Annotated in this window: 29 protein-coding genes and 4 tRNA genes; 23 read left to right on the top strand and 10 right to left on the bottom strand. The window is 66.1% G+C overall.

Annotation, left to right across the window (positions count from 1 at the left end):
• Nucleotides 1-170: 170 nt before the first annotated feature.
• Nucleotides 171-854, top strand: a complete 684-nt coding sequence (locus tag ACQY8B_RS21130) for a LuxR C-terminal-related transcriptional regulator (protein WP_422088492.1) — start codon at nucleotides 171-173, stop codon at nucleotides 852-854.
• On the opposite strand, the gene ACQY8B_RS21125 is transcribed toward ACQY8B_RS21130, so the two are convergent.
• From ACQY8B_RS21125 to ACQY8B_RS21095, 7 genes are read right to left on the bottom strand one after another with little or no spacing between them, the layout of a single operon-like run.
• Nucleotides 851-2,152, bottom strand: a complete 1,302-nt coding sequence (locus ACQY8B_RS21125) for an MSMEG_0569 family flavin-dependent oxidoreductase (protein WP_422088491.1) — start codon at nucleotides 2,150-2,152, stop codon at nucleotides 851-853. The genes ACQY8B_RS21130 and ACQY8B_RS21125 overlap by 4 nt on opposite strands.
• A gap of 33 nt (nucleotides 2,153-2,185) precedes the next feature.
• Entirely contained in the window at nucleotides 2,186-2,470 is a 285-nt protein-coding gene (locus ACQY8B_RS21120) for an MSMEG_0570 family nitrogen starvation response protein (RefSeq protein WP_422088490.1), read from the bottom strand.
• Nucleotides 2,461-3,471 (bottom strand): sll0787 family AIR synthase-like protein, encoded by a 1,011-nt coding sequence (locus ACQY8B_RS21115; protein WP_422088489.1) that lies wholly within the window; start codon nucleotides 3,469-3,471, stop codon nucleotides 2,461-2,463. Before ACQY8B_RS21115 ends, ACQY8B_RS21120 begins: the two co-directional genes overlap by 10 nt.
• Nucleotides 3,468-4,028, bottom strand: a complete 561-nt coding sequence (locus ACQY8B_RS21110) for an MSMEG_0567/Sll0786 family nitrogen starvation N-acetyltransferase (protein WP_422088488.1) — start codon at nucleotides 4,026-4,028, stop codon at nucleotides 3,468-3,470. Before ACQY8B_RS21110 ends, ACQY8B_RS21115 begins: the two co-directional genes overlap by 4 nt.
• Nucleotides 4,029-4,030: 2 nt before the next feature.
• Nucleotides 4,031-5,113: an MSMEG_0568 family radical SAM protein gene (locus ACQY8B_RS21105; protein ID WP_422089088.1), complete on the bottom strand. Its 1,083-nt coding sequence runs from the start codon at nucleotides 5,111-5,113 to the stop codon at nucleotides 4,031-4,033.
• Nucleotides 5,076-6,131 carry a Nit6803 family nitrilase gene (locus tag ACQY8B_RS21100; protein WP_422088487.1) on the bottom strand — a complete coding sequence of 352 codons (1,056 nt, stop codon included), beginning with the start codon at nucleotides 6,129-6,131 and terminating at the stop codon, nucleotides 5,076-5,078. The genes ACQY8B_RS21105 and ACQY8B_RS21100 overlap by 38 nt, the downstream gene beginning before the upstream one ends.
• A 14-nt stretch (nucleotides 6,132-6,145) precedes the next feature.
• Nucleotides 6,146-6,628 (bottom strand): MSMEG_0572/Sll0783 family nitrogen starvation response protein, encoded by a 483-nt coding sequence (locus ACQY8B_RS21095; RefSeq protein ID WP_081268458.1) that lies wholly within the window; start codon nucleotides 6,626-6,628, stop codon nucleotides 6,146-6,148.
• 354 nt (nucleotides 6,629-6,982) lie between these two features.
• Between ACQY8B_RS21095 and ACQY8B_RS21090 the strand changes: the two genes are divergently transcribed.
• Nucleotides 6,983-8,374 carry a PLP-dependent aminotransferase family protein gene (locus ACQY8B_RS21090; protein WP_422088486.1) on the top strand — a complete coding sequence of 464 codons (1,392 nt, stop codon included), beginning with the start codon at nucleotides 6,983-6,985 and terminating at the stop codon, nucleotides 8,372-8,374.
• A 35-nt stretch (nucleotides 8,375-8,409) separates the two neighbouring features.
• On the opposite strand, the gene ACQY8B_RS21085 is transcribed toward ACQY8B_RS21090, so the two are convergent.
• Both ACQY8B_RS21085 and ACQY8B_RS21080 read right to left on the bottom strand, forming a co-directional pair.
• Nucleotides 8,410-8,973: an Rrf2 family transcriptional regulator gene (locus ACQY8B_RS21085; RefSeq protein WP_422088485.1), complete on the bottom strand. Its 564-nt coding sequence runs from the start codon at nucleotides 8,971-8,973 to the stop codon at nucleotides 8,410-8,412.
• Nucleotides 8,974-9,106: 133 nt separating this feature from the next.
• A complete protein-coding gene (locus tag ACQY8B_RS21080) occupies nucleotides 9,107-10,036 on the bottom strand; it encodes a bestrophin family protein (protein WP_422088484.1) in 930 nt (309 codons plus the stop codon).
• A gap of 98 nt (nucleotides 10,037-10,134) precedes the next feature.
• Here ACQY8B_RS21080 and ACQY8B_RS21075 point away from each other — a divergent pair, with 98 nt between their 5' ends.
• Nucleotides 10,135-10,560, top strand: coding sequence for a hypothetical protein (locus tag ACQY8B_RS21075; RefSeq protein WP_422088483.1), 426 nt, complete (start codon nucleotides 10,135-10,137; stop codon nucleotides 10,558-10,560).
• Between the two features lie 79 nt (nucleotides 10,561-10,639).
• Nucleotides 10,640-11,341 (top strand): phosphoglycolate phosphatase, encoded by a 702-nt coding sequence (locus ACQY8B_RS21070; RefSeq protein ID WP_422088482.1) that lies wholly within the window; start codon nucleotides 10,640-10,642, stop codon nucleotides 11,339-11,341.
• Here ACQY8B_RS21070 and ACQY8B_RS21065 read toward each other — a convergent pair whose 3' ends face one another.
• The gene (locus ACQY8B_RS21065) at nucleotides 11,342-11,944 is read right to left on the bottom strand and encodes a chalcone isomerase family protein (RefSeq protein WP_422088481.1); all 603 of its coding nucleotides are present in this window, start codon (nucleotides 11,942-11,944) and stop codon (nucleotides 11,342-11,344) included. It abuts the gene before it with no gap.
• 350 nt (nucleotides 11,945-12,294) lie between these two features.
• Here ACQY8B_RS21065 and trpE point away from each other — a divergent pair, with 350 nt between their 5' ends.
• From trpE to rplL, 19 genes are all read left to right on the top strand, one after another.
• Nucleotides 12,295-13,797, top strand: coding sequence for an anthranilate synthase component I (gene trpE / locus ACQY8B_RS21060; RefSeq protein ID WP_422088480.1), 1,503 nt, complete (start codon nucleotides 12,295-12,297; stop codon nucleotides 13,795-13,797).
• Nucleotides 13,794-14,189, top strand: a complete 396-nt coding sequence (locus ACQY8B_RS21055; RefSeq protein WP_422088479.1) for a GxxExxY protein — start codon at nucleotides 13,794-13,796, stop codon at nucleotides 14,187-14,189. The genes trpE and ACQY8B_RS21055 overlap by 4 nt, the downstream gene beginning before the upstream one ends.
• Complete coding sequence (locus ACQY8B_RS21050) at nucleotides 14,186-14,770, top strand: aminodeoxychorismate/anthranilate synthase component II (protein ID WP_422088478.1); 585 nt, start codon at nucleotides 14,186-14,188, stop codon at nucleotides 14,768-14,770. Before ACQY8B_RS21055 ends, ACQY8B_RS21050 begins: the two co-directional genes overlap by 4 nt.
• A gap of 121 nt (nucleotides 14,771-14,891) precedes the next feature.
• A complete protein-coding gene (gene ltaE / locus ACQY8B_RS21045) occupies nucleotides 14,892-15,950 on the top strand; it encodes a low-specificity L-threonine aldolase (protein ID WP_422088477.1) in 1,059 nt (352 codons plus the stop codon).
• A gap of 16 nt (nucleotides 15,951-15,966) precedes the next feature.
• On the top strand, nucleotides 15,967-16,626 hold the full coding sequence (locus ACQY8B_RS21040; protein ID WP_422088476.1) for a LysE family translocator: 660 nt from the start codon (nucleotides 15,967-15,969) through the stop codon (nucleotides 16,624-16,626).
• A 21-nt stretch (nucleotides 16,627-16,647) separates the two neighbouring features.
• Entirely contained in the window at nucleotides 16,648-17,670 is a 1,023-nt protein-coding gene (gene trpD / locus ACQY8B_RS21035; protein WP_422088475.1) for an anthranilate phosphoribosyltransferase, read from the top strand.
• A gap of 31 nt (nucleotides 17,671-17,701) precedes the next feature.
• On the top strand, nucleotides 17,702-18,502 hold the full coding sequence (gene trpC / locus ACQY8B_RS21030) for an indole-3-glycerol phosphate synthase TrpC (RefSeq protein ID WP_422088474.1): 801 nt from the start codon (nucleotides 17,702-17,704) through the stop codon (nucleotides 18,500-18,502).
• Nucleotides 18,499-19,206: a uracil-DNA glycosylase gene (locus ACQY8B_RS21025; protein ID WP_422088473.1), complete on the top strand. Its 708-nt coding sequence runs from the start codon at nucleotides 18,499-18,501 to the stop codon at nucleotides 19,204-19,206. Before trpC ends, ACQY8B_RS21025 begins: the two co-directional genes overlap by 4 nt.
• Nucleotides 19,207-19,315: 109 nt before the next feature.
• Nucleotides 19,316-19,401, top strand: a tRNA-Tyr gene (locus tag ACQY8B_RS21020).
• Nucleotides 19,402-19,466: 65 nt separating this feature from the next.
• A tRNA-Gly gene (locus ACQY8B_RS21015) sits at nucleotides 19,467-19,540 on the top strand.
• A 51-nt stretch (nucleotides 19,541-19,591) separates the two neighbouring features.
• A tRNA-Thr gene (locus tag ACQY8B_RS21010) sits at nucleotides 19,592-19,666 on the top strand.
• A gap of 73 nt (nucleotides 19,667-19,739) precedes the next feature.
• The gene (tuf, locus tag ACQY8B_RS21005; protein WP_093060175.1) at nucleotides 19,740-20,933 is read left to right on the top strand and encodes an elongation factor Tu; all 1,194 of its coding nucleotides are present in this window, start codon (nucleotides 19,740-19,742) and stop codon (nucleotides 20,931-20,933) included.
• Between the two features lie 21 nt (nucleotides 20,934-20,954).
• Nucleotides 20,955-21,030 (top strand) — tRNA-Trp (locus ACQY8B_RS21000).
• Between the two features lie 101 nt (nucleotides 21,031-21,131).
• Nucleotides 21,132-21,515 carry a preprotein translocase subunit SecE gene (gene secE, locus ACQY8B_RS20995; RefSeq protein ID WP_081269555.1) on the top strand — a complete coding sequence of 128 codons (384 nt, stop codon included), beginning with the start codon at nucleotides 21,132-21,134 and terminating at the stop codon, nucleotides 21,513-21,515.
• Nucleotides 21,516-22,127 carry a transcription termination/antitermination protein NusG gene (nusG, locus tag ACQY8B_RS20990; protein ID WP_081269556.1) on the top strand — a complete coding sequence of 204 codons (612 nt, stop codon included), beginning with the start codon at nucleotides 21,516-21,518 and terminating at the stop codon, nucleotides 22,125-22,127.
• 143 nt (nucleotides 22,128-22,270) lie between these two features.
• Entirely contained in the window at nucleotides 22,271-22,702 is a 432-nt protein-coding gene (gene rplK / locus ACQY8B_RS20985; protein WP_019658337.1) for a 50S ribosomal protein L11, read from the top strand.
• The gene (gene rplA, locus ACQY8B_RS20980) at nucleotides 22,703-23,401 is read left to right on the top strand and encodes a 50S ribosomal protein L1 (protein ID WP_081269557.1); all 699 of its coding nucleotides are present in this window, start codon (nucleotides 22,703-22,705) and stop codon (nucleotides 23,399-23,401) included.
• Between the two features lie 245 nt (nucleotides 23,402-23,646).
• Nucleotides 23,647-24,180 (top strand): 50S ribosomal protein L10, encoded by a 534-nt coding sequence (gene rplJ, locus ACQY8B_RS20975; protein ID WP_081269558.1) that lies wholly within the window; start codon nucleotides 23,647-23,649, stop codon nucleotides 24,178-24,180.
• Between the two features lie 42 nt (nucleotides 24,181-24,222).
• The gene (rplL, locus tag ACQY8B_RS20970) at nucleotides 24,223-24,597 is read left to right on the top strand and encodes a 50S ribosomal protein L7/L12 (protein ID WP_093057181.1); all 375 of its coding nucleotides are present in this window, start codon (nucleotides 24,223-24,225) and stop codon (nucleotides 24,595-24,597) included.
• Nucleotides 24,598-24,667 lie beyond the last annotated feature (70 nt).

The raw sequence follows: 24,667 nt of genomic DNA, 5'->3' as shown, positions 1-24,667 counted from the left end.
TGTCCCCGGTTCCTTCGAGTAGGCCTTCATTGTTTCAAAGGGGCCGGCGGGGGCGCCATACCGCTTGGGGCCTATGCCGTTGGTGGGGCCGTGGCCTTGCTGTGCGGGGAAATCACCGGTATCTTCTGCACCCGGTAGTTCAACGCGTGCTGGGGCACGGGAAAAAAGACATGAAAATCCTGATCGCCGACGACCACCGGCTCGTCATCGAGGCGGTCAAAGCCAAGTTGTCGGAGCTGGAGCCCGGCATCGAGTTCGTTCTGGCGATGAGCGTCGACGAGCTGCTTGCGGGTGCTTCCGACGACCTCGACCTGGCCCTGATCGACCTCAACATGCCCGGCGCCGACGGGCAGGCGCACATCGACCAGATCCGCCAGCGCCATCCGGCCCTGCCCGTCATGGTGCTGTCTGGCTACGAAGACCCGGCCATCATGCGCAGCGCGCTGGAGCGCGGCGTGCTCGGTTTCATTCCCAAGGCCTATTCACCCGAGGTGATGCTCTCGGCGGTGCGGCTGGTGCTGGCCGGCGGCGTGTACGTGCCGCCGATGATGCTCACCGCGCTGCCGCCCGGCATCGTGGCGGGCGTGGCACCGCAGGCGGTCGAGACGCCGTCGCGCGGCGGTGCCGGCAGCCAGACGCTGGAACACCTTCGCAACGTGCTGACCGAGCGGCAGGTCGAGGTGCTGCAGCTGCTGTCGCAGGGCAAGCCCAACAAGCTGATCGGGCGCAGCCTGGGCATCAGCGAAGGCACGGTGAAGATCCACCTGGCCGCCATCTTCCGCGCGCTGAACGTGCGCAACCGCACCGAGGCGGTGGTGGCGGCGCAGGCACTGACCGAAGCGCAGCAGGCCTAGGCTGCGCGCAATTCAGGGGGCGGTGCGGTATCGGCGCTGCCGCGCAGTCCCTCTTTTCTCTGCGCAATGGCTTGGGCCAGAAACTCGGCATCGCGAGCCACACCCGAGAAGCGACCCGACCCCCACGTGTGCAGCCAGGGCAGCCCCAGAAAGTACAGCCCCGGCTCGTTCGTTATCCCGCGCAGGTGCACCGGCGCGCCGCGCCCGTTGAACACCGGTGCATCGACCCATGCGAAATCCGGCGAGAAGCCGATGCACCACACCACGCTGGTGATGCCCGCTGCGGCAAGGTCGAGCCGCGTGCGTTCTTCCTGCGGCTCCCATACCGGCATGTAGACCGAAGGCGGCGGCGCCTCGATGCCCTGCGCGGCGATGTGCTTGTCGATCGATGCGTTGATGCGGTTGTAGGTGCCGTCGGCCTGGTCGAGGTTGTCGCGCAGGTTGGGCTGCAATTCGAAGCTGCCGTCGTCGAAGCCGCTCAGCAGGCCGTACAGCTCCATGCCTTCGAGCGCGAAGCGCCGCAGGTCGATGTCGCGCCCGCCGTCGCGGCCGGTCACGTAGTGGTTGGTGTTGTCGCGCACGCCTTCGCGCAGCGGATGCTCGGTGACGGGCATGTCGTAGTACTTCATGTCGGCGAGCCAGTCGACCACCTCCCGGCCGCGATAGAAGCGCGCGCAGCGCGGTGCGTTGCCGGTGGCCAGGTGCACCTTGCGGCCGGCCAGGTGCAGGTCTTCGGCGATTTGCGCGCCCGACTGGCCGCAGCCCACCACCAGCACCGCGCCCTCGGGCAACTGCGCCGGGTTGCGGTACTGCGCCGAGTGGAACTGCGCCACGCCCGCAGGCAGCTTCTCGGCCAGGCGCGGCACGATGGGGCGGTGGTAGCCGCCGGAGGCCACCACCACCTGGTCGGCGGTGTAGAGGCCGGCGTCGGTCTGCACGCTGAAGCGCCCGCGCTCGCCGTCGCGCGATACGCGTTCGACAGTCACGCCCTCGATGGCCGGCGCCTTCACGTGCTCGACGAAGCCCGCGAGCCATTCGTTGATCTGGTCCTTGACCATGAAGCCGTGCGGATCGCCGCCGGTGTAGCCCCAGCCCGGCAACTGGCACTGCCAGTTGGGCGTGACGAGGCAGAACGAGTCCCAGCGCTGCGTGCGCCAGGTGTGCACCAGGCTGCGCTTCTCGATCACGAGATGGTCGATGCCGCGCTGCTGCAGGCAGTGGCTCAGCGACAGGCCGGCCTGGCCGCCGCCGACGATGACGACGCTGTAGTGGCTGCGTCCGCCGTAGGGATGTGACATGGGATGCTTCTTTCTCTGGATGTGGGGAACGCGTCAGTCGATGGCGACTACGGTGACATGGGGGTCGGCGGTGGCCGCGAAGCGTGCGGCGGTCTGCTCGATCTGCGCGAGCTGGTCCATCGCCTGCGAGCATGCGAAGCCGTACTTCGCGCGAACCCGCTCGGAGGCCTGGCCCAATGCCTCGCGGGTGCGTTGCATGAAGTCGGCGAGGGCATAGCGCTCGCCGGGCGCGAGATGCTCCCGCACCACGCTGGAGGGCGAGTAGCAGCGCGTCTCGCTGGCGTCGGGCCAGCGCACGCGGAAGTGGGTCACGGGCATGCGGCGGCCTCCGCTTGCAGGCTGGGCGGCTGGATGAAGGCGTCGCTGCCGAAGTCCCACAGCAGCGCCTCTTCGCCTCCGGCGCGCAGGCGCACCTGCCGCGTGGCATCGACCTCGCCGATCACGCCGCAGGCGATGTCGCGCGCGGCAAAGCGCGCCATCACCGAAGCCACCTGCGCGGGCGCCACGCTGAGCACGAAGCCGTAGCTCGGGAACGACGAGAGCCAGCGCAGCAGCGGCACGCCGTCGGGCCGTGGCAGCGCATCAAGGTCGATGCGCGCGCCCACGCCCGAGCATTCGAGCAGCATCATGGCCGTGCCTACGGCGCCGGCCATGCTGATGTCCTTGGCGGCGCCGCACAGGCCGTCTTCTGCAATGGCCGGCAGCAGCTCGAGGTCGGCGCGCAGCCGCGCGGCGGGTGCGCGGGTCGATGCGTTCCAGTACGGAAAAGGCTCTTCGTAGGCGCCGCGCAGGTCGGCCGCCATCACCAGCAGATGCCCAGGCTTCGCGTCGAAGCTGGTCAGCAGCCGGCGCGCATGCCCGAGGATGGCAACCGCCAGTTGCGGCCGCTCGCTGCGGTTGTTGCTGTGGCCGCCGACGATGGGCACGCCGTAGCGCACGGCGGCTTCCGCCATGCCGCGCAGAACGTCGTCGGCGGGGCTCATGCCGGTGCTCCACAGCGCATCGACGACGGCCGTTGGGCGCCCGCCCATGGCGTAGATGTCGCTCACGTTGACCATCACGCCGCAGTAGCCGGCAAACCACGGCATGCGCACGATGAAGTCTTCGACCAGCCCTTCGATGGCGAACAGCAGGTAGCCGCCGTGGCCGTCCGGAATGGCCGCGCAGTCGTCGCCGATGGGCACGGCCTGCGCGAGCGCGGCATGGCCGCCGGGCAGCGAACGGCCCAGCGCCGACACCACGTCGCTGATGTCGCGCTTGTGGGCGAATCCGCGCGTGGCGCGCAGGGCCTCGGCGATGTCGTGGACGTGCTGCGTCATGCCGCCACCTTGGCGCGGGTGACGAAGCCGCTGACGGGATCGTGGCAAGGCGGATACCACGCAAGGTCGGCCTGCATGCGCGCATGCGGACGGCCGTGAGCGCTGGTCTCCTCCAGCGTCGTCCAGCCGAGCTTGTTGAAAAGCGGCACGTTCTGCATCTGCACCTGCGCGAAAAAGGTCTCGCAGTCCAGCGCATGGGCACGCGACACGGCCAGCCGGATCAGCGTGGCGCCCAGGTGCCCCTGGCTGCGGAAGGCGGGGTGCACGGCCAGCCGCGAGCCCCACCATTCGCCTTCGGCCTCACCGCGATGGATGCGCACCGTGCCCACCACCTGCTCGGGCATGCCGCCGTTGCATGACATGGCCACCAGCAGGCGCGCGTGGTCGTCGATGGCGTCGCGGTCGTCGCGCACGAAGATGCCTTGCTCGATGCAGAACACCGCGCGGCGCAGCGCCATGGCTTCGTCGCGCTCCCATTGCTGGGCGGCTTCGCGCACCAGGTATTCGACGGGCGCGTAGTGGTCCGCCATCTCGCAGAGGTCGTCGATGCACAGCATGGTCAGCTTTCGCTTTCTTTTTCGTATATCGACAGCGACGAGCACGCGCCGCACTTGCCGCAGCCGGCCTTGATGTCGGCCGAGCGCAGGCCCGCCGCCACCACGCGTTCGCCCAGCGGTGCGAGCAGCGACTTCATGAACTCCGGCGTGGGAGCCGGATGGTCTTCCAGCGGCGTGCCGCTGATCGGCACAAAGGGCACGACGAAGGGGTATACGCCGCGCGCCAGCAGCTGGTCGCAGGTGTCGAGGATGGCTTCTCGCGTGTCGCCCAGCCCGGCCAGGATGTACGTGCTGACCTGCCCGCGCCCGAACACGCCCACGGCCGCCTCGAAGGCGCTCATGTAGCGCGAGACGGGCACGCTTGCCTTGCCCGGCATGATGCGTTCGCGCACCTCGGGCGTGACCACTTCGAGGTGCATGCCCAGCGTGTCGATGCCGGCGGCCTTCATGCGGTGGAACCACTGATCGTCGTCGGGCGGCTCGCACTGGCCCTGGATGGGGATGTCGACCGCGGCCTTGATGGCGAAGGCGCTCTCGCACAGCACGGCCGCGCCGCGGTCGGTGGCGTTGGGCGTGCCGGTGGTCATCACCATGTGCTTCACGCCGTCGAGCAGCACGGCGGCGCGCGCCACTTCGGCGAGCTGCTCGGGCGTCTTGCGCGCGACGGTGCGGCCGGCCGCGAGCGACTGGCCGATCGCGCAGAACTTGCAGCTCTTCTTGCGGCTCTCGTAGCGGATGCAGGTCTGCAGCACGGTGGTGGCCAGCACGTCGCTGCCGTGCAGCGTGGCGATGTGCGAGTAGGGCACGCCGTCGAAGGTCTGCATGGCGTAGAAGCGCGGCTGCTTCGGAAAGCTGATGCTCGCGATGGGGATGCTGCCGCGCATCACGCGGCTCATGCCGCTCGCGTCCGGCGCCTCGGCGGTGAAGGGCGAGTGCCAGGCGGTCGACGTGTGCACCGGCACCATGATCGTGTGGCCGTCGACGGTCACGGCCTTGTGGTCCGAAGGGCCAGCGCCGCCGCGGCGGCTCGAGACGCCGGCCGACGGATCAACCAGCCGCAACCCGAAGGACTGGAGCTCGGTCATCAGTTGCCGGCTGTCCTGCTGCTGCGGCGTCATGGGTGTTGTGGTCATGGTCGGGGCTCCGTTGGGCGAAAGGTTGCGTGAGGTGCATGGGCACGGTGGTCTGCGCCGGGCGGTCGTTGATGGCGAGCGACAGCAGCTCGGGCCGCGCGTAGTGGCCGACCGAATCCATCATTCGCTTGCGCTTGGCGATCAGCGCCATGTCGAGGTCGGCCACCACCATGCCTTCGCCCTCGGTGAGCGGCTGCGCCAAGTGCTTGCCCTCGGGCGAGACGATGGCCGTGTGGCAGCCGCCGCGCAGCGCCTTCTGCAGTTGCGCATCGGGCGTGACCGAGCGGATCTGCTCGTCGGTGAGCCAGCCGGTGGCGTTGACCACGAAGCAGCCCGATTCGAGCGCGTGATGGCGGATGGTCACTTCCATCTGCTCCGCGAATATCGGGCCGACCAGCGAGCCGGGGAACTGCGCGCAGTGGATCTGCTCGTGCTGCGCCATCAGCGCGTAGCGCGCGAGCGGGTTGTAGTGCTCCCAGCAGGCCAGCGCGCCGACGCGGCCCACGGCGGTGTCGACCACCTTCAGGCCCGCGCCGTCGCCCATGCCCCAGACCATGCGCTCGTGATAAGTCGGCGTGATCTTGCGGCGCTTGAGCACCAGCGTGCCGTCGGCGTCGAACACCAGCTGCGTGTTGTAGAGGCTGCCGTGGTCGCGCTCGTTCACGCCGAGCACGACCACCATGTTCCGTGCGCGGGCCCTTTCCGCCACGGCCTGCGTGACCGGGCCGGGCACGACCACCGCGCGCTCCGCCAGCCGCAGGTGCGGCGCGCCCTGCAGCACCGGCGGCAGCACGAAGCTGAAGTAGGGGTAATAGGGCACGAAGGTCTCGGGAAAGACCGCGAGCTGCGCGCCCTTGGCAGCGGCCGCGTCGATGGCGCTGCACACGCGCTCCAGCGTGCCGTCGGGCCGCTCGAAGTCGGGTGCGATCTGGATCGCCGCCGCCCGAACGGTGGTGGGTGTGGATGCCATCGCCGCGCCTTCGCTCACAGTGTCCAGGTGTCGAGGATGACGGCGCCGGCCTTCTTGTGCAGCAGCACGAGGTCGAGCACGTCGAGCGGGTTGATCGGCGTGATGCCTTCGATCAGCGCGCCTTCGCCGTGGCCGTACAGCGCCTGCAGCGCGAAACGGCAGGCGTAGACCTTGCCGCCTTCTTCCATGAACTTGACGATCTGCTTGTTGAAGTTCTGGTGGCCCGGGAAGGCCTCGTCGCCCAGCGTGGGAAAGCCGCGCTGCACGCCCAGCGTCACGCCGGGGCCGTACAGCAGGACGGAGGTCTCGTAGCCCTTGCGCCGCAGCCGCGTGGCCTGCAGCAGGTTGACGAAGCCGATGGAGCCTTCGAAGGCCACGGTGTGGAAGGTGACGAGTGCCTTCTCGCCGGGTTCGGCCTTGACGTCTTCGAACACCTTCTCTTCGTAGTCGACGAGGTACTCGCCTTTTTCGTTGCGGGGGCGGGTGACTTTGGGCATGTGGGACTCCGGTTGGGTGGTTGGACACGCAGGTCTTGCGTGCCTTCCTCTTCGCAGGCGATGTGCCAGCGTTCGCGCGGCTGTGTGCAATCAAGTCGCGATCAACGCGCAGCGGCGCGGGCCGCAAGCCGCAAAAATTTTTTCGGACAGGTGCAAAGGCCGGCCGGCGGCCGGGCCGGGCGGCTCGCCGCGCACCGGCAAGACGCATGCACCGTGCGATCAATGCACCCGATCAATGGGGTTGATCGCACCTGATCGAAGCATCCGGGCCCTCTGGGGCGGGCGCGAATCCTGCGTGTTGATCGGTGGCCGGATGCAATCAATGAATGCGATCAACTTCGCCGGAGCCCCCCGATGACCACCATCACCGCCCACTGGCGCAGGCAACTGCGCAACAGCGCCCGTCCGGCCTACCTGCAACTGGCCGAGCTGATCGCCGACGACATCAAGACCGGGCGACTCGGCGTGCGCGACCGGCTGCCCACGCTGCGCGAACTGGCTAACGACCTGGAACTGAACTACACGACCGTGGCGCGCGGCTATGCCGAGGCGCGCAAGCGCGGGCTGATCGATTCGCGCGCGGGCACGGGCACCTTCATCCGCTCGGGCAGCCCGAGCCTGCGGCTGCGCGGCGGCAGCGGCGCCGAGATGACGATGAACATGCCGCCCGAGCCCGACGACGAACACCTGATGGCGCGGCTGCACGACAGCGCGAGCCGGGCTTTCGCGCAGGCCGACTTCCACGACCTGCTGCGCTACCAGGACTTCGGCGGCACCCCGCACGACCGCGCCGCCGCCATGCACTGGCTGCGGCCCTTCGTGCCCGATGCGAGCGTCGACCGCATCCTGGTGTGCCCCGGCATCCACGGCGTGCTGACAGCGCTGTTCTCGCAGCTCGCACGGCCGGGCGAACTGGTGTGCGTGGAGTCGCTCACGTACCCCGGCGTGAAGGCCATCGCGGCGCAGCTGGGCGTGCAGCTGCATGCGCTGCAGATGGACGACGACGGCCCCATCGCTGACGCCTTCGAGCACGCCTGCAAGACGCTCAAGCCCAAGGCGCTGTACTGCAACCCCACGCTGCTGAATCCGACCTCCGCCACGGTGTCGCGCGCCCGGCGCGAGGCGCTGGCGGACGTGGCGTTGCGCTACGCGGTACCGATCATCGAGGACGACGCCTACGGCATGCTCCCGCGCCAGGTGCCCGCGTCGCTCGCCACGCTGGCGCCGGGGCTCACCTACTACGTGAGCGGATTTTCGAAATGCTTCGGCGCGGGGCTGCGCAGCGCGTACGTGTGCTCGCCGACGGTGGTGCAGTCGCAGCGGCTGGCCGGCGCAATGCGCGCGACCACGGTGATGGCCTCACCCATCACCAATGCGCTGACCACGCTGTGGGTGGAAGACGGCACCGCCGAAGAAATGCTGCAGGCGGTGCGCGCCGAGTCGATGGCGCGGCAGGTGCTGGCCACGCGCCATCTGGGCGCGAGCGGCCTGCAGGCGCATCCGGAGGGGTTTCATGCATGGCTGCCGCTCACGCCGGGCTGGAGTCCGGTGGAGTTTGCGTCCTACCTGCGCACGCAGAACGTGGGCGTGGTGGCGAGCGCGGCCTTTTCCACCGACGGCGATCCGCCCGATGCGGTGCGCATCTGCCTGGGCGGGCCGATGTCGCGCGAGCAGTGCGATCAGGCGCTGCGGCTCATTGCGGACACGCTGGCGCATCCGCTGCATCCGCATGCCACGCTGCGCTGACCGCCCGCGGGCGGGGCGAGAGCGGTGTCAGTCGGTCAGCGCTTGGCGAACACGCCGCTCCATGCGAACACGGAGTTGGGTGCGTTCACATGCCGCAGGCTGGGCACGGGGCGCGGCTGCGGCTCTTTCTTGCGGGGGGATTCCTCTTCGACGCGTACGCCCTTGGCCAGCTGGTCGACGACCAGGCTCTGCAGCGTGACGGAGTCGAGGAACTCCATCACATGGTGGTTGGCGGATGCCCAGAGCGCGTCGGTCGAGTAGCAGCCGGAATCGCCGGCTGCGGCGCTGGTGCCGGCTTTGTGGCGCGGCGGTGCGGCTTCGGCCTCGACCTCCGGTGTGGCCTGGCCGTCGACCGAGAACAGGATGTCCGCAACGGTGATCTCCGACGCCTTGCGCATCAGCGTATAGCCGCCGCCCGGGCCTCGGGTCGCCTTCACCAGCCCATGCTGGCGCAGCTTGCTGAAGAGTGCCTCCAGCGACGAGCGGGCAATGTGTTGGCGCTTGGCGATGGACGCCAGGGCCACGGGGCCGGCCTGCTCGCGCAGCGCGACATCGATCATGGCCGTCACGGCGAAGCCGCCCTTCGTCGTCAGACGCATGGAGTGTTCCTCATGGATGTGTCTGGAATACAGACATTGAATGAATGGCTGTCTTGCGCGTTCGCGGAAGACAGCGCCGGAACGTAGGTGTCCGAAAGCCCCGAAAAGTTTCCGGAATGCTTCTTAAGCTTCTTCAGGTCTGGATGTAACCAACGGTTCGTGCGTCAGTGGTTTCCGGCGATCGGGGCTCGCCCATCATTTCGCGCAGGGTCGCTTCGATCATGCGGGACATGGCGTCCAGGGCCAGGTCGTTGGGCTGTGTGCCGAAGGGTTCCTCGATTTCCGCGCCCAGTGCCTCGAGTGCGAAGAAGGTGTATGCGACGAACGCGACCACCACCGGCGTCATCGCGCCGATGGCATCGACCAGGCCGAAGGGCAGCAGCACGCAGTAGAGATAGATGGTGCGGTGGATGATGACGGAATAGGTGAAGGGGATAGGCGTGCTGGCGATGCGCTCGCAGCCGCCCAGTGCCTCCGTCAGCCGCCCCAGCGGAATTTCCATGGCCTGCGCGAGCATCGGGTCGAGCCGGCCGCTCTTGCGCTGGTCGCGCAGCCATTCGCCGACCATGAGCAGCAGCATGGCCGGCTTGAAGCGCGCTGTGCGCAGGCGCTCGCAGTCTTCGGGCGGCAGCAGTCGCGCGAGGTCGGTGGAGGGATCGGTGCCTCTCAGCTGATGGCGCAGCGCATGCACGAAGGCGATGAGGCGCGCGGCCGCCACGCCGGCGTGCGCGGTGGAGTCGGAGTGGGAGTCGCCCAATGTCAGCGCCTGGCGCACCAGCGAGCGCGTTTCATTGAGCAGGGTGCCCCACAGCGTGCGGGCTTCCCAGTAGCGCGAATAGCTCGTGCTGTTCCTGAAGCCCAGGAAGATCGCCAGCGTGAGGCCGATGAGCGAGAAGGGCACGAAGTTGAGCGGCACCTTCCATTGAAAAAGCCGCCCGTGCAGCACCGTCACCAGCACCGCGAAGGCGGTGGTCCACAACAGCTGCGGCACGATGTCCGGCAGAACCGAGCCGCGCCACACGAAGAGCATGCGCAGCCAATGAGGGCGGGGTCGGACGATCATCGGTCGGCCATTATCCCCGCGTGCTGGCGCCAGGCACCACCGGACCACAGAATGGCGCTCTCATCAACACCCCCGGGGCATTCGCCGATCCACACACCATGTTGACCTACGCAATCCAGAGAGTTGGCTACGACTACAAGCAGACGGACCCGCAGGGAGAGACGAACCTGATCGCCTTCATGGCCGCCATCGACGCCTTCCCGTGGACCGAGCAGCTCGCGCAATGGGACGAGCAGCAGGACGGCCCGCTGCCGACGCTGGTGCTGCAGAACGAGCCCGATCAGCGGGAGCTCTGGATCTCGGCGCTGGGCGACGAACGCAACCGCAGCTACCAGCTGCAGTCGGTGTCGATTCAGATGCGCAAAGGCTTCTTCGGCAAGGCGAAGCCGGAGCAGGACGCGGCGGTCGTGGATGAGTGCAGCCGCGCGGAGGTCGATCGCCTTTGCGAACTTTTCTGCGACGGCCAGTACGAGGTTTTCGATCGCGAGGTGGCAAGGCTCGCCGCGCGGGACGGCGACGACTGAGAGAGACGGCGGGACTCGCGCCCGGGTCTGCTATGTTTTGCCCGCCGTTCCTCCCTTATCGCAACTCGATCGATCTGTCTTGAACTCCATCAGCTTCCACCCCAACCGCTTCGACGCCGCCATCGTCGACCTCGACGGCACCATGGTCGACACGCTCGGCGACTTCGCCGCATCGCTGAACGGCATGCTGGCCGATCTTTCCCTGCCCGCGGTCGAGCCTGCTGCGATCGAGCGCATGGTGGGCAAGGGGTCGGAGCACCTGATCCATTCCGCGCTCGTGCATGTGATGGCGCCCACCGAAGGCGATGCCGCCGAAGCAAAGGCGCGCGCATCGTTCGACCACGCCTGGGAGCGCTATCAGCATCACTACCTGGCGGTGAACGGCCAGCACTCGGCCGTGTACGCGGGCGTGATCGACGGCCTGAAGGGATTGCGCGCCCACGGGCTGAGGCTGGCCTGCCTCACGAACAAGCCGACCTCGTTCGCGAAGCCGCTGCTGGCCGAGAAGGGGCTCGACGGATTCTTCGAACTGGTGTTCGGCGGCGACGCCTTCGAGCGCAAGAAGCCCGATCCGCTGCCGCTGCTGAAGACCTGCGAGGCGCTGGGCACGGCGCCCGCGCGCACGCTGATGGTGGGCGACTCGAGCAATGACGCGCGTGCCGCGCGCGCCGCCGGCTGCCCCGTGGTGCTCGTGACCTATGGCTACAACCACGGCGAGCCGGTGCGGGCGGTGGATGCCGATGGCTTCGTGGATTCGCTGGCCGAACTCGCGCCCGCCTGACTACTGCTTGCCGAGCAGCGCGTCCTTCAGCTTCCAGTCCGCCGGATTCGGCCCCAGCCAGATGCGCAGCAGGGCGTTGAAGAAGGCCGGCTCCTTCACCGGGTCGGGCTGCGGCACCCCGCGCACGGTGATCACGGTGCCCGTGCCGGGCACCCAGTCGATGTTGAAGGTGTCGCCGGTCTTCAGCTGCTTCTGGTCCGCGAACATCTGGCCCATGCGCAACAGGCCCGGAATGAGGTTGACCATCTCGCTCTTGGGCGAGTTCTCTTCCACGCCCTTGGTGAAGAGCTTGCCGAGTTCGTTGGCGTCGATGTCGCGCAGCATGGTGATGGCCACGCGCTTGGGGCCCGGCGCGGCCAGCGCCTCCTCAGGCGTCGACACTTTCTTGCCCACATACAGCCCCGCCGTGTAGACCTTGAAGATGGCCTTGTAGCGAATGCCCGCGCCGTTGAGTTGCAGCGGACTGCCATGCAGGTCCATGCGGTCTTCTAGCTTGACGCCGGCCACGTCGACCTGTGCCGCCACGGCGCCGAGCGCGGCAGTGGCAAGGCAGGCCGCCAGGGTGAGCCGGGAGAACGCGGTCGGGAGCGAAAAAGCTGGCACGGAAGGTCTCCTCGTTATTTTTCGAACGGTCGTGCGAATGTATCTTTTTGTTTTACGGCCAGCCTCGGGGGGAACCCTGAAGCCGCCCTGGAACGGCTGTTGTCGTGCGAACCGGCGTTTTCGTGGGCTAAACTCGGCTTTCCATGTTCGTTCATCACATCAATCAAACAGGTGAAGGCAGCCGGGGAGCCTGGCCCTGGCGTAGCCATACTTCGCTGACTGTTTGATTGCACGGCGCACGCCGTGCGCCCGCGGTTCCGGATCGACACATACTCGACGACGCCGGACCACCCGTGAATGACCTTGCCCCCGGCCAAAGGAGCGCCGGCTGGCAATTGGAGAACGAACCCGTGATTACCGAACTTGAATTCAAGAGCCTCAGCGCCCAGGGCTACAGCCATATTCCGCTGATGGCCGAGGCCTTCGCCGACCTCGAGACGCCTCTTTCCCTCTATCTCAAGCTCGCCCATTCGCAGGGCGGCGGCAAGCACAGCTTCCTGCTCGAATCCGTGGTGGGCGGCGAGCGCTTCGGGCGCTACAGCTTCATCGGACTGCCCGCAAGGACTTTGCTGCGCGCCAGCGGCTTCGGCGCCGAGGCCGTCACCGAGGTGGTGACCGACGGGCAGGTGGTGGAAACCGTCAAGGGCAATCCGCTCGACTTCGTCGCTGAATACCAGAAGCGCTTCAAGGTGGCGCTGCGCCCGGGCCTTCCCCGCTTCTGCGGCGGCCTCGCGGGCTACTTCGGCTACGACACCGTGCGCCACATCGAGCGCAAGCTCGAAAAAAGCTGCCCGCCCGACACGCTGGGCTGCCCCGACATCCTGCTGCTGCAGTGCGAAGAGCTGGCCGTCATCGACAACCTGTCTGGCAAGCTCTACCTCATCGTCTATGCCGATCCGAAGCAGCCCGAGGCCTATGCCGTGGGCAAGCGCCGCCTGCGCGAACTGAAGGAAAAGCTCAAGTACTCGGTGAGCGCGCCCATCGTGAAGCCCACGCAGCCGCATCCGCCCGAGCGCAGTTTCGCCAAGGCCGACTACCTTGCGGCGGTGGAGCGCGCCAAGGAAATGATCGCCGCCGGCGACTTCATGCAGGTGCAGGTGGGCCAGCGCATCAGCAAGCGCTACACCGAGTCGCCGCTGTCGCTGTACCGCGCGCTGCGCTCGCTGAACCCGTCGCCCTACATGTACTACTACAACCTCGGCGATTTCCACGTGGTGGGCGCGTCGCCCGAGATCCTGGTGCGCCAGGAGAACACGGGCGACGGCGAGCAGAAGATCACCATCCGCCCGCTGGCCGGCACGCGTCCGCGCGGCGCCTCGATCGAGCTCGACAAGGCCGCCGAGGTGGAACTCATCAACGACCCGAAGGAGCGCGCCGAGCACGTGATGCTGATCGACCTTGCGCGCAACGACATCGGCCGCATCGCCAAGACCGGCACCGTGAAGGTGACCGAGGCCTTCGCGGTGGAGCGCTACAGCCACGTGATGCACATCGTGAGCAACGTCGAAGGCACGCTGAAGGACGGCATGACCGCCATCGACGTGCTGAAGGCCACGTTCCCGGCCGGCACGCTGACCGGCGCCCCCAAGGTGCATGCGATGGAACTGATCGACCAGCTGGAGCCCACCAAGCGCGGCCTCTACGGCGGCGCCTGCGGCTACATCAGCTATGCGGGCGACATGGACGTGGCCATTGCCATTCGCACCGGCATCGTGAAGGACCAGATGCTGCACGTGCAGGCCGCGGCCGGCGTGGTGGCCGACTCGGTGCCGGAGCTCGAGTGGAAGGAAACAGAAGCCAAGGCGCGCGCACTCCTGCGTGCCGCCGAACTGGTCGAGGAAGGCCTGGAATGATGAGCAACGCACCCGATATTCAGAACGACTTCTCGCACGAGATCATCGGCGCCGCCGTCGAGGTGCAGCGCGTGCTCGGCACGGGGCTCGACGAAGCGGCCTATGCCGCGGCGCTGGCCATAGAGCTGGCCGAGCGCGAGATCGGCTTCACGCGCGACGTGGCACTGTCGGCCAGCTACAAGGGCCGGTCGCTGGGCGAGGTGTACCGCGCGGGCTTCGTGATCGAGCAGTCGGTCATCGTCGAGCTCAAGGCGGTCGACGTGCTTGCCGACCTGCATCGCGCACAGGTGCTGGCCGCGCTGCGGCTGTCGGGCCTCAAGCTGGGCCTCCTGATCAACTTCAACGTGTTCCCCGTCGTCAAGGGCGTGCACCGGATTGTGAGCAAGCCATGAAACTGCTGATGATCGACAACTACGACAGCTTCACCTACAACATCGTCCAGTACTTCGGCGAGCTGGGTGCGGACGTGCAGGTGCACCGCAACGACGAGATCACCGTGGCGCAGATCGGCGAGCTGATCGCTTCGGGCGTGACGCGGCTGGTGGTGTCGCCCGGACCTTGTTCGCCGGCGGAGGCGGGCGTGTCGGTGGCGGCCATCGAGGCCTTCGCGGGCAAGCTGCCCATTCTGGGCGTGTGCCTGGGCCACCAGGCCATCGGCGCGGCCTTCGGCGGCAAGATCGTGCGCGCGCAGCAGCTGATGCACGGCAAGACCAGCGAGATCACGACCACGCAGGAAGGCGTGTTCGCGGGGCTGCCGCAGAAGTTCACCGTCAACCGCTATCACTCGCTGTCCATCGAGCGCGAGAGTTGCCCCAAGGCGCTGGCTGTCACCGCCTGGACCGACGACGGCGAGATCATGGGGGTGCGGCATACCGGATTCGCGCACGACGTGCGCATCGAAGGCGTGCAGTTCCATCCTGAATCCATCTTGACCGAGCACGGCCACGCCATGCTCAAGAACTTCCTGGACTAGCAGCATGGCTCTCCCCCAGGCTTCGCGCACTTCGTGTCGCTTCGCCATCCCCCTCGCCGGGGGCAATACCGGCGGCCCGGCAGAGCCGGTTCCGCGGTACTCCCACTAAGGGCTCAAAGACATGTCTACCTCTGATTCCCTCGTCGACCTGCGCAGCGACACCGTCACCCAACCCACCCCCGCGATGCGCGAGGCCATGATGGCGGCGCCGCTGGGCGACGACGTCTTCGGCACCGATCCGAGCGTGAATGCGCTGCAGGAGAAGATCGCCGCCTTGCTCGGCTTCGAGGCCGCGCTGTTCGTGCCCACCGGCACGCAGAGCAACCTGTGCGCGATCCTTTCGCATTGCGGCCGGGGCGACGAATACATCGTCGGCCAGCAGGCGCATTGCTACCGCTGGGAAGGCGGCGGCGCGGCGGTGTTCGGCAGCGTGCAGCCGCAGCCGCTCGACCATGCGCCCGACGGCACGCTGCCGCTCTCGCAGATCGAGGCGGCCATCAAGCCCGACGACGCGCACTTCGCGCGCACGCGGCTGCTGGCGCTGGAGAACACGCTGGGCGGCAAGCTGCTGCCCTTCGAGTACGTGCAGGCTGCGACCGACCTGGCGAAGAGCAAGGGGCTGCAGCGGCACCTGGACGGCGCGCGTCTCTTCAACGCGGCGACTGCGCAGGCTTCTGCGAGCAAGAGCAGCGACATCCGAGCGGAAGCCCGCCGCATCGCGCAGTGCTTCGACAGTGTGTCGGTGTGCTTCAGCAAGGGCCTGGGCGCACCCATCGGCTCGGCGCTGGTGGGTTCGCGCGAGTTCATCGCGCGGGCGCACCGCATTCGCAAGATGGCCGGCGGCGGCATGCGGCAGGCCGGCCTGCTGGCGGCGGCGGCATCGCACGCGCTCGACCACCACATCGACCGCCTGGCCGACGACCATGCACTGGCGCAGCGGCTCGCACAGGGGCTCGAAGGCATCGAGGGGCTGAAGGTCGAGGCGCCGCACACCAACATCGTGTTCGTCGATCTCGCGGGTGCCGCGCAGGCGCGTTCCGCTGAACTGCTCGCGAGCCTCAACCAGCAAGGCATTCTTGCGACGGGGCTTTACCGGCTGCGCTTCGTGACGCACCTCGATGTCGATGCCGCCGGCGTCGACCGCGCGGTCACAGCGATCCGCGGATTCTTCAACGCCTGAGCCCCAGGGGAGCAAGATGCCTGATCTTCCTCATCTGCTCGCCTTCATCGCCGCCGGCTGGCTGCTCAACCTGACACCGGGGCCCGACGTGCTGTACGTCGTGACCAATTCGCTGCGCTCCGGCGTGCGTGCCGGCATCGTGGCCGGGCTCGGTATCACGGCGGGTTGCTTCGTCCACATCTTTGCCGCCGCCGTGGGCGTCGGCACGCTGATGGCGACGTCGGCCACCGCCTTCACCGTGCTCAAGTACATCGGCGCAGCGTACCTGCTGTACCTCGGCGTGCGCATGTTGCTGTCGCGCGCCAAGCCGCCGGCCGACCTGCAGGCCGAGGCTGCGGCGCCCGGGGAGCGCAGCCTGAAGGCGATCTTTCTGGGCGGCTTCTGGACCAACGTGCTCAACCCCAAGGTCGCGCTGTTCTTCCTGGCTTTCGTGCCGCAATTCATCGCGCCCGGTGCCGGCAATACGGCGCTCTACTTCGTGCTGCTGGGCGTGCTGTTCAACGTCAACGCCATTCCCGTGAACGTCGGCTGGGCCGTCGCCGCGGGCTGGATGGCACGCCGCAGCGCCGTGCAGAAGGGCATGCACTGGCTCGACCGTGCCGCCGGCGTGCTGTTCATCGGCTTCGGCCTCAAGCTTGCGTTCACCGATGCGCCCGCCGTTCGCGTCGGCCGCTGATTCACCCCGAGGAGACTTTCCATGATCACCCCCCAGGAAGCGCTGCAGCGCACCATCGAACACCGCGAAGTCTTCCACGACGAGATGCTGCACATCGTGCGCCTCATCATGAGCGGCGAGTGCTCGCCGGTGATGATGGCCGCGCTGATCACCGGCCTGCGCGTGAAGAAGGAAACCATCGGCGAGATCACCGCCGCCGCGCAGGTGATGCGCGAGGTATCGACCAAGGTGCCGGTGATCAACCGGGCGAACCTGGTCGACATCGTCGGCACCGGTGGCGACGGTTCGCACACCTTCAACATCTCGACCTGCTCGATGTTCGTGGCGGCCGCCGCGGGCGCCAAGGTGAGCAAGCACGGCGGGCGCAGCGTGTCGAGCAAGTCGGGCAGCGCCGACGTGCTGGAGTCGCTGGGCGTGAACATCAACCTGAGGCCCGAGCAGATCGCGCGCTCCATCGAGGAGTGCGGCATCGGCTTCATGTTCGCGCCGAATCACCATCCCGCGATGAAGAATGTCGCGCCGGTGCGCAAGGAACTCGGCATCAAGACGATCTTCAACATCCTCGGGCCGCTGACCAATCCGGCCGGCGCGCCGAACATCCTGATGGGCGTGTTCCACCCCGACCTCGTGGGCATCCAGGTGCGCGCGCTGCAGCGCCTGGGCACCGAGCATGCAATGGTGGTCTACGGCCGCGACGGCATGGATGAGATCTCGCTCGGCGCGGCCACCATGGTGGGCGAACTGAAGGACGGCGAGATCCGCGAGTACGAGCTGCACCCCGAGGACTTCGGCTTCGCGATGTCGAGCAACCGCGCGCTGCGCGTGGAAACGCCGGAGCAGTCGAAAGCCATGCTGCTGGGGGTGCTCGACAATCAGGCCGGCCCTGCGCTCGACATCGTGCTGCTGAATGCCGGCGCCGCGCTCTATGCGGCCAACGTGGTCGATTCAGTGGCTGCGGGCGTCGAGCGTTCGCGCACCGCCATCGCGTCGGGTGCCGCCAAGGCCAAGCTCGCGGAGCTGGTCAAGGCATCCGCCACCGTCTGAACACAGAGAAACCGGGAGCACCAGAAACCCTATGTCCGACATCCTCGACAAGATCGTTGCCGTCAAGCACCAGGAGGTCGCCGCGGCCCGCAAGCGCGCGTCGCTCGAAGCCGTGCGTTCCGATGCGCAGAGTCGCATGCTCACGCGTGACTTCGAAGCCGCCATGCGCGCCAAGATCGCCGCGGGCCACGCTGCGGTGATTGCCGAAGTCAAGAAGGCCAGCCCGAGCAAGGGCGTGCTGCGCGAGGACTTCATTCCCGCCGACATCGCGCAGAGCTATGCGGAGGGCGATGGCACGGTCAGCGCGGCCTGCCTTTCGGTATTGACCGACAAGCAGTTCTTCCAGGGCGGCGTCGACTATCTCAAGCAGGCGCGTGCCTCGTGTGACCTGCCGGTGCTGCGCAAGGACTTCATCATCGACGACTACCAGGTCTACGAATCGCGCGCGATGGGCGCCGATGCGATCCTGTTGATCGCCGCTTGCCTAGACGACGCACAGATGAAGGACTACGAAGCCATCGCGCGCGGGCTGGACATGGCGGTGCTGGTGGAGGTGCACGACGCGGCAGAACTCGACCGCGCGCTGAAGCTCAAGACGGCGCTGATCGGCGTCAACAACCGCAATCTGCGTAACTTCGAAGTGTCGATCCAGGCGACCATCGACCTGCTGCCCAGGCTGCCGAATGACCGCCTTCCGGTGACGGAGTCGGGCATCGGTACGCGCGAGGACGTGGCCACGTTGCGCGCTGCAGGCGTCAACGCCTTCCTGGTCGGCGAGGCCTTCATGCGCGCCAAGGAACCCGGCGAGGCCCTCGCTGCGTTGTTCAAATGAGCCGGCCCGATCAGCTGTCGAGCAGCGATCCCGCCGACTGGCCCGTGGCACCGGGCTGGCAGCCGCTGGTCGATGATTTCTTTGCCGGTGCGGTGGGGCAGAAGCTGCAAGGCTTTCTGCGCGAGCGGCTCGATGCTGGCGCGGTGATTTTCCCGCCGCAGCCGCTGCGGGCGCTGGAGCTCACGCCGCCGGAGGACGTGCGCGTGGTCATCCTCGGGCAGGACCCGTACCACGGGCGCGGGCAGGCTGAAGGGCTGGCATTCTCGGTGGCGCCTGGGGTGGCGCTGCCGCCGTCGCTGCGCAACATCTTCAAGGAACTGCAGCGTGACCTCGGCACGCCGCCCCCTGCATTCCCCGATCCGGGCGGCAGCCTGGTGAAGTGGGCGACGCACGGCGTGTTGCTGCTCAACACTTGCCTGACGGTCGAGGAGGCCCAGCCCGCCAGCCATGCAGGCAAGGGCTGGGAGGTGCTGACAGATGCCGTCATCCGTCATGTTTCAGGCGGCGCAAAACCTGTTGTTTTTATGCTCTGGGGTTCGCACGCACAAAGTAAGCGGGCGTTGATCGACGTTGGACGACATAAGGTGCTGATGTCGAATCATCCGTCGCCGCTTTCGGCCCTGAGGCCGCCTGTGCCGTTCATCGGCTGCGGTCATTTTGGTGAAGCCCGTGCCTGGCGCGAAGCGCAGCAGTCGGCGGGGTGAAAACTTAGGCGATAATCGTGGGCTAACGCCTTGAGCGGTTTTCCTGCATCTTCGTTGATGCATGGGTTTCCGAGTAGTCACAAAATCGTGCTATATTTCGAGGTTCGCCGGAGAGGTGGCCGAGTGGTTAATGGCAGCAGACTGTAAATCTGCCCTCTTACGAGTACGCTGGTTCGAATCCAGCCCTCTCCACCAGCGATGAATTTGGTTTCTAAGAGCGATTGGATCTAGCGCTTTGGGTGCCTTGAAGTGCCCCCGATGCGGGAGTAGTTCAATGGTAGAACCCCAGCCTTCCAAGCTGATGACGCGGGTTCGATTCCCGTCTCCCGCTCCAGAGATTCGGTTCGTTGTTGAGGCGATGTGAATTCGTAACTTTGTTACAAAAGCCCTTTTGGCTCAGTGGTAGAGCACTCCCTTGGTAAGGGAGAGGTCGCGGGTCCGATTCCCGCAAAGGGCACCAGTTTTTGGGGGTTGCAACGGCAGCTTTGCAACCCATCTGCATACGTTGAAAACGTTTTTTTCGGAGTCGAAAAATGGCAAAAGGTAAATTCACCCGCACCAAGCCTCACGTCAACGTGGGCACGATCGGTCACGTCGACCACGGCAAGACCACGCTGACGGCTGCGATCGCAACGGTGCTGTCGGCCAAGTTCGGCGGCGAAGCCAAGGCCTACGACCAGATCGACGCTGCGCCTGAAGAAAAGGCCCGCGGCATCACGATCAACACCGCGCACGTCGAGTACGAAACGGCCAACCGCCACTACGCACACGTCGACTGCCCCGGCCACGCCGACTACGTGAAGAACATGATCACCGGCGCTGCCCAGATGGACGGCGCGATTCTGGTGTGCTCGGCCGCCGACGGCCCGATGCCCCAGACCCGTGAACACATCCTGCTGGCTCGCCAGGTGGGCGTGGGCTACATCATCGTGTTCCTGAACAAGTGCGACATGGTCGACGACAAGGAGCTGCTCGAGCTGGTCGAAATGGAAGTTCGCGAACTCCTCGACAAGTACGAATTCCCCGGCGACGACACCCCCATCATCCACGGCTCGGCCAAGCTCGCCCTGGAAGGCGACAAGGGCGAACTGGGCGAAGGCGCCATCATGAAGCTGGCAGAAGCCCTGGACACGTACATCCCGACGCCCGAGCGCGCCGTGGACGGCACGTTCCTGATGCCCGTGGAGGATGTGTTCTCGATCTCGGGTCGCGGCACCGTGGTGACCGGCGCCGTCGAGCGCGGCGTGATCAAGGTCGGTGAAGAAATCGAAATCGTGGGCATCCGCCCGACGGTCAAGACCACCTGCACCGGCGTGGAAATGTTCCGCAAGCTGCTGGACCAAGGCCAAGCCGGCGACAACGTGGGCGTGCTGCTGCGCGGCACGAAGCGCGAAGAAGTCGAGCGCGGCCAAGTGCTGTGCAAGCCCGGCTCGATCAAGCCGCACACGCACTTCACCGCCGAGGTGTACGTTCTGTCGAAGGACGAAGGCGGCCGTCACACGCCGTTCTTCAACAACTACCGTCCGCAGTTCTACTTCCGCACGACGGACGTGACCGGCGCGATCGAGCTGCCCAAGGACAAGGAAATGGTCATGCCCGGCGACAACGTCAGCATCACCGTGAAGCTGATCAACCCGATCGCGATGGAAGAAGGCCTGCGCTTCGCCATCCGCGAAGGCGGCCGCACCGTGGGTTCGGGCGTCGTTGCCAAGATCCTCGACATCTAAGTCGGGCGCAAAGAGTACCGGAGGGGTATAGCTCAATTGGCAGAGCGTCGGTCTCCAAAACCGAAGGTTGTAGGTTCGATTCCTACTGCCCCTGCCACTTAGGTGGCACCCCTAAAGCCCATCGTGACCCGATGGGCTTCGGCGTCTCAAGAGGCGCATTGAATTGAAGGCCGAAAGGCCACAGGAAATCAGCCAACCATGGCCACTTCTCAAATCGAAACCGTGAGCACCGGCGCCGACAAGGCCAAACTGGCCGTGGCTGTCGTGCTGGCAGTGGGCGCCATCGTGGCGTTCTACCTGCTGTCGCGCCAAGGCTCGGTGGTGCAATGGGCTGCGCTGCTGGTCGGTCTGGCTGCGGCCGTGGCTGCCTTCGGCAGCTCCGAGAGTGGCCGTCAGTTGTGGGCTTTCGGCCGCGACTCGTGGCGCGAGGTCAAGAAGGTCGTCTGGCCGACCCGCAAGGAAGCGATGCAGATGACGGCCTATGTGTTCGCCTTCGTGGCGATCATGTCCGTCTTCCTCTGGCTCACCGACAAGACGCTCGAATGGGTGTTTTTCGACCTCATTCTGGGCTGGAGAAAATAAATGACCGACGACGCAGTTGAAACCACGCCGAGCACGCCGGAGGAAGAAAACACCTCCGTACTGGCTCCTGCCGCCAACCCCGATCTGCGTTGGTACGTGGTGCATGCCTATTCGGGCATGGAAAAGGCTGTCGAGCGCAACATCACCGAGCGCATCAACCGCGCCGGCATGCAGGACAAGTTCGGCCGCATCCTGGTTCCGACCGAAGAAGTGGTCGAAATCAAGAACGGCCAGAAGCGCACCACCGAGCGCCGCTTCTTCCCTGGCTACGTGCTGGTCGAAATGATCATGGACGACGAAAGCTGGCACCTGGTGAAGCACACCAACAAGGTGACGGGTTTCGTGGGCGGCGCCAAGAACCGTCCGGCCCCGATCTCGCAGAAAGAGGTCGAGGACATCGTCAGCCAGATGCAGCAGGGCACCGAAAAGCCGCGCCACAAGGTCGAATTCACCGTCGGCGAATTCGTGCGCGTCAAGGAAGGCCCGTTCACCGACTTCAACGGCACGGTCGAAGAGGTCAACTACGAGAAGAGCAAGGTCAGCGTGTCGGTCATGATTTTCGGCCGCGCGACCCCTGTGGAACTCGAATTCAGCCAGGTCGAAAAGACCTGACGACCCACCGGCCTTTGCGCCGGTGTCATTGTTTCCGGCTGTGCGCTGTCCGACTCGGCGCGCGGCCTTGATCTCGAAGAGTCGTTTAACCCCGGGGAGCCTTGGTCGCAAGCCAAGGCGATATCACCCGCAAGGAGCAAAGCATGGCGAAAAAAATCGTCGGCTTCATCAAGCTGCAAGTCCCAGCTGGTAAGGCCAACCCGTCCCCGCCGATCGGTCCCGCACTCGGTCAGCGTGGTCTGAACATCATGGAATTCTGCAAGGCGTTCAATGCGCAAACGCAGAGCTACGAGCCGGGTCTGGCACTGCCGGTGGTCATCACCGCTTTCGCCGACAAGAGCTTCACCTTCATCATCAAGTCGCCGCCGGCCGGCGTGCTGATCAAGAAGGCCATCAAGCTCGACAAGGGTTCCGCACGTCCGCACACCGACAAGGTTGGCAAGATCACGCGCGCCCAGCTCGAAGAGATCGCAAAGACCAAGATGAAGGACCTGACCGCGGCCGACATGGACGCAGCAGTTCGCACCATCGCCGGTACCGCCCGCTCGATGGGCGTGAATGTGGAGGGCGTGTAAATGTCCAAGATCACCAAGAAGCAAAAATCGCTCGAAGGCAAGGTCGACAGCAACAAGCTGTACCCGCTGGCTGACGCGATCACCATCGTCAAGGACGCTGCTACCGCCAAGTTCGACGAATCGATCGACGTGGCTGTCCAGCTCGGCATCGATGCGAAGAAGTCGGACCAGGTCGTGCGTGGCGCCGTCGTGCTGCCCAACGGCACCGGCAAGACCAAGCGCGTCGCTGTGTTCGCCCAAGGCGCCAAGGCTGAAGAAGCCAAGGCCGCCGGCGCCGACATCGTCGGCATGGACGACCTGGCTGCCATGGTCAAGGCTGGCGACATGCCTTTCGACGTCGTGATCGCTGCTCCCGACGCCATGCGCGTCGTCGGTACGCTCGGTCAGATCCTCGGCCCGCGCGGCCTGATGCCGAACCCGAAGGTCGGCACCGTGACCCCGGACGTCGCCACGGCAGTGAAGAACGCCAAGGCCGGCCAGGTTCAGTTCCGCGTCGACAAGGCCGGCATCGTGCACGGCACGATCGGCCGTCGCTCGTTCGACAACGACAAGCTGCAAGGCAACCTCGCCGCGCTGATCGACGCTCTGGTCAAGGCCAAGCCGGCGACCAGCAAGGGCGTGTACCTGCGCAAGGTGGCCGTGTCGTCGACCATGGGTCTGGGTGTCCGCGTGGACACGCAAACCATCTCGGCGAGCTAAAGAGATTTGCTCCACCTCGCAAGGGTGGGGCGGATGTGGTGGGTCGCGGCGGCTTCGGTTGCCGCGGGCCATCCAAGACCGCTGGTGTGCAGGGTGCTGCACTTAATCGCCGGACCTCCCTGTCCGGTATCCAGCGCAGATGGCGATCCCGCTGCAAGGAATTTGTTTTTTGTTCCTGACAGTTGGTCGCTGCATGAAGCGCGATCCGAGGCCCCGGCCGAAGGTCGCATTAAAAGGAGTAGACCTTGAGTCTGAATCGCAGTGAGAAAGAAGCGGTCATCAGTGATGTGACCAGCCTCGCCGCAAAAGCTCAAACGCTCGTGATGGCGGAATACCGTGGCATCACGGTGGCCGACATGACCAAACTGCGCAACGAAGCACGCAGCAAGGGTGTGAGCCTGAGTGTTCTGAAGAACACCCTGGCCCGCCGTGCTGTCGCTGGTAGCGCGTTTGAGATTGTTGGCGACCAGATGACCGGTCCGCTGATCTACGGCTTCTCCGAAGACGCTGTGGCCGCCGCCAAGGTGGTGGCCGATTTCGCGAAGACCAACGACAAGCTGGTCATTCGCGGCGGCGCCTTCGGTGGCAAGGCCCTGGACGTCGACGGCGTGAAGCAACTGGCCAACATCCCTTCCAAGGAAGTGCTGCTGGCGCAACTGCTGGGCTTGATGCAATCCCCCATCTCTCGTACCGCCCGCGTGCTCGCGGCGCTGGCCGAGAAGCGTGGTGGTGGCGAAGCTGCACCCGCCGATGCACCGGCAGAAGCACAGGCCGCTTGAGCCTGCGTTTGAAATATTCAACCCAATTGTTAGGAAACAAAAATGGCATTCGATAAAGACGCATTTCTGACCGCGCTCGACAGCATGACGGTCCTGGAACTCAACGACCTGGTCAAGGCCATCGAAGAGAAGTTCGGCGTGAGCGCCGCTGCAATGTCGGCTCCGGCTGCTGGTGGTGGCGCCGCCGCCGCTGTGGTCGAAGAAAAGACCGAATTCAATGTCGTGCTGGCTGACGTCGGCGCGAACAAGGTGTCGGTCATCAAGGCAGTGCGCGAAATCACCGGCCTGGGCCTCAAGGAAGCCAAGGACCTGGTGGAAGCCGCTCCCAAGGCCGTCAAGGAAGGCCTGTCGAAGGCTGACGCTGACGCTGCCAAGAAGAAGCTGGAAGAAGCCGGCGCCAAGGTGGAACTGAAGTAATTCAGACCCCCTAGAGGGCTGGAGGCGCCTGAAAAGGCCCTCCAGCCTTTGCCGCTTTCAGAGCGCACCC

This window comes from Variovorax sp., from assembly GCF_965279555.1.
GTDB lineage: Bacteria > Pseudomonadota > Gammaproteobacteria > Burkholderiales > Burkholderiaceae_C > Variovorax.
This window is presented reverse-complemented; position numbering and strand designations above follow the sequence as displayed.

Bases quoted from the DNA above. Each gene is read 5' to 3' on its own strand.
- ACQY8B_RS21130 (WP_422088492.1), top strand. From the start codon at position 171: ATGAAAATCCTGATCGCCGACGACCACCGGCTCGTCATCGAGGCGGTC.
- ACQY8B_RS21125 (WP_422088491.1), bottom strand. From the start codon at position 2,152: ATGTCACATCCCTACGGCGGACGCAGCCACTACAGCGTCGTCATCGTC.
- ACQY8B_RS21120 (WP_422088490.1), bottom strand. From the start codon at position 2,470: ATGCCCGTGACCCACTTCCGCGTGCGCTGGCCCGACGCCAGCGAGACG.
- ACQY8B_RS21115 (WP_422088489.1), bottom strand. From the start codon at position 3,471: ATGACGCAGCACGTCCACGACATCGCCGAGGCCCTGCGCGCCACGCGC.
- ACQY8B_RS21110 (WP_422088488.1), bottom strand. From the start codon at position 4,028: ATGCTGTGCATCGACGACCTCTGCGAGATGGCGGACCACTACGCGCCC.
- ACQY8B_RS21105 (WP_422089088.1), bottom strand. From the start codon at position 5,113: ATGACCGAGCTCCAGTCCTTCGGGTTGCGGCTGGTTGATCCGTCGGCC.
- ACQY8B_RS21100 (WP_422088487.1), bottom strand. From the start codon at position 6,131: ATGGCATCCACACCCACCACCGTTCGGGCGGCGGCGATCCAGATCGCA.
- ACQY8B_RS21095 (WP_081268458.1), bottom strand. From the start codon at position 6,628: ATGCCCAAAGTCACCCGCCCCCGCAACGAAAAAGGCGAGTACCTCGTC.
- ACQY8B_RS21090 (WP_422088486.1), top strand. From the start codon at position 6,983: ATGACCACCATCACCGCCCACTGGCGCAGGCAACTGCGCAACAGCGCC.
- ACQY8B_RS21085 (WP_422088485.1), bottom strand. From the start codon at position 8,973: ATGCGTCTGACGACGAAGGGCGGCTTCGCCGTGACGGCCATGATCGAT.
- ACQY8B_RS21080 (WP_422088484.1), bottom strand. From the start codon at position 10,036: ATGATCGTCCGACCCCGCCCTCATTGGCTGCGCATGCTCTTCGTGTGG.
- ACQY8B_RS21075 (WP_422088483.1), top strand. From the start codon at position 10,135: ATGTTGACCTACGCAATCCAGAGAGTTGGCTACGACTACAAGCAGACG.
- ACQY8B_RS21055 (WP_422088479.1), top strand. From the start codon at position 13,794: ATGATGAGCAACGCACCCGATATTCAGAACGACTTCTCGCACGAGATC.
- ACQY8B_RS21050 (WP_422088478.1), top strand. From the start codon at position 14,186: ATGAAACTGCTGATGATCGACAACTACGACAGCTTCACCTACAACATC.
- ltaE (WP_422088477.1), top strand. From the start codon at position 14,892: ATGTCTACCTCTGATTCCCTCGTCGACCTGCGCAGCGACACCGTCACC.
- ACQY8B_RS21040 (WP_422088476.1), top strand. From the start codon at position 15,967: ATGCCTGATCTTCCTCATCTGCTCGCCTTCATCGCCGCCGGCTGGCTG.
- trpD (WP_422088475.1), top strand. From the start codon at position 16,648: ATGATCACCCCCCAGGAAGCGCTGCAGCGCACCATCGAACACCGCGAA.
- trpC (WP_422088474.1), top strand. From the start codon at position 17,702: ATGTCCGACATCCTCGACAAGATCGTTGCCGTCAAGCACCAGGAGGTC.
- ACQY8B_RS21025 (WP_422088473.1), top strand. From the start codon at position 18,499: ATGAGCCGGCCCGATCAGCTGTCGAGCAGCGATCCCGCCGACTGGCCC.
- tuf (WP_093060175.1), top strand. From the start codon at position 19,740: ATGGCAAAAGGTAAATTCACCCGCACCAAGCCTCACGTCAACGTGGGC.
- secE (WP_081269555.1), top strand. From the start codon at position 21,132: ATGGCCACTTCTCAAATCGAAACCGTGAGCACCGGCGCCGACAAGGCC.
- nusG (WP_081269556.1), top strand. From the start codon at position 21,516: ATGACCGACGACGCAGTTGAAACCACGCCGAGCACGCCGGAGGAAGAA.
- rplK (WP_019658337.1), top strand. From the start codon at position 22,271: ATGGCGAAAAAAATCGTCGGCTTCATCAAGCTGCAAGTCCCAGCTGGT.
- rplA (WP_081269557.1), top strand. From the start codon at position 22,703: ATGTCCAAGATCACCAAGAAGCAAAAATCGCTCGAAGGCAAGGTCGAC.
- rplL (WP_093057181.1), top strand. From the start codon at position 24,223: ATGGCATTCGATAAAGACGCATTTCTGACCGCGCTCGACAGCATGACG.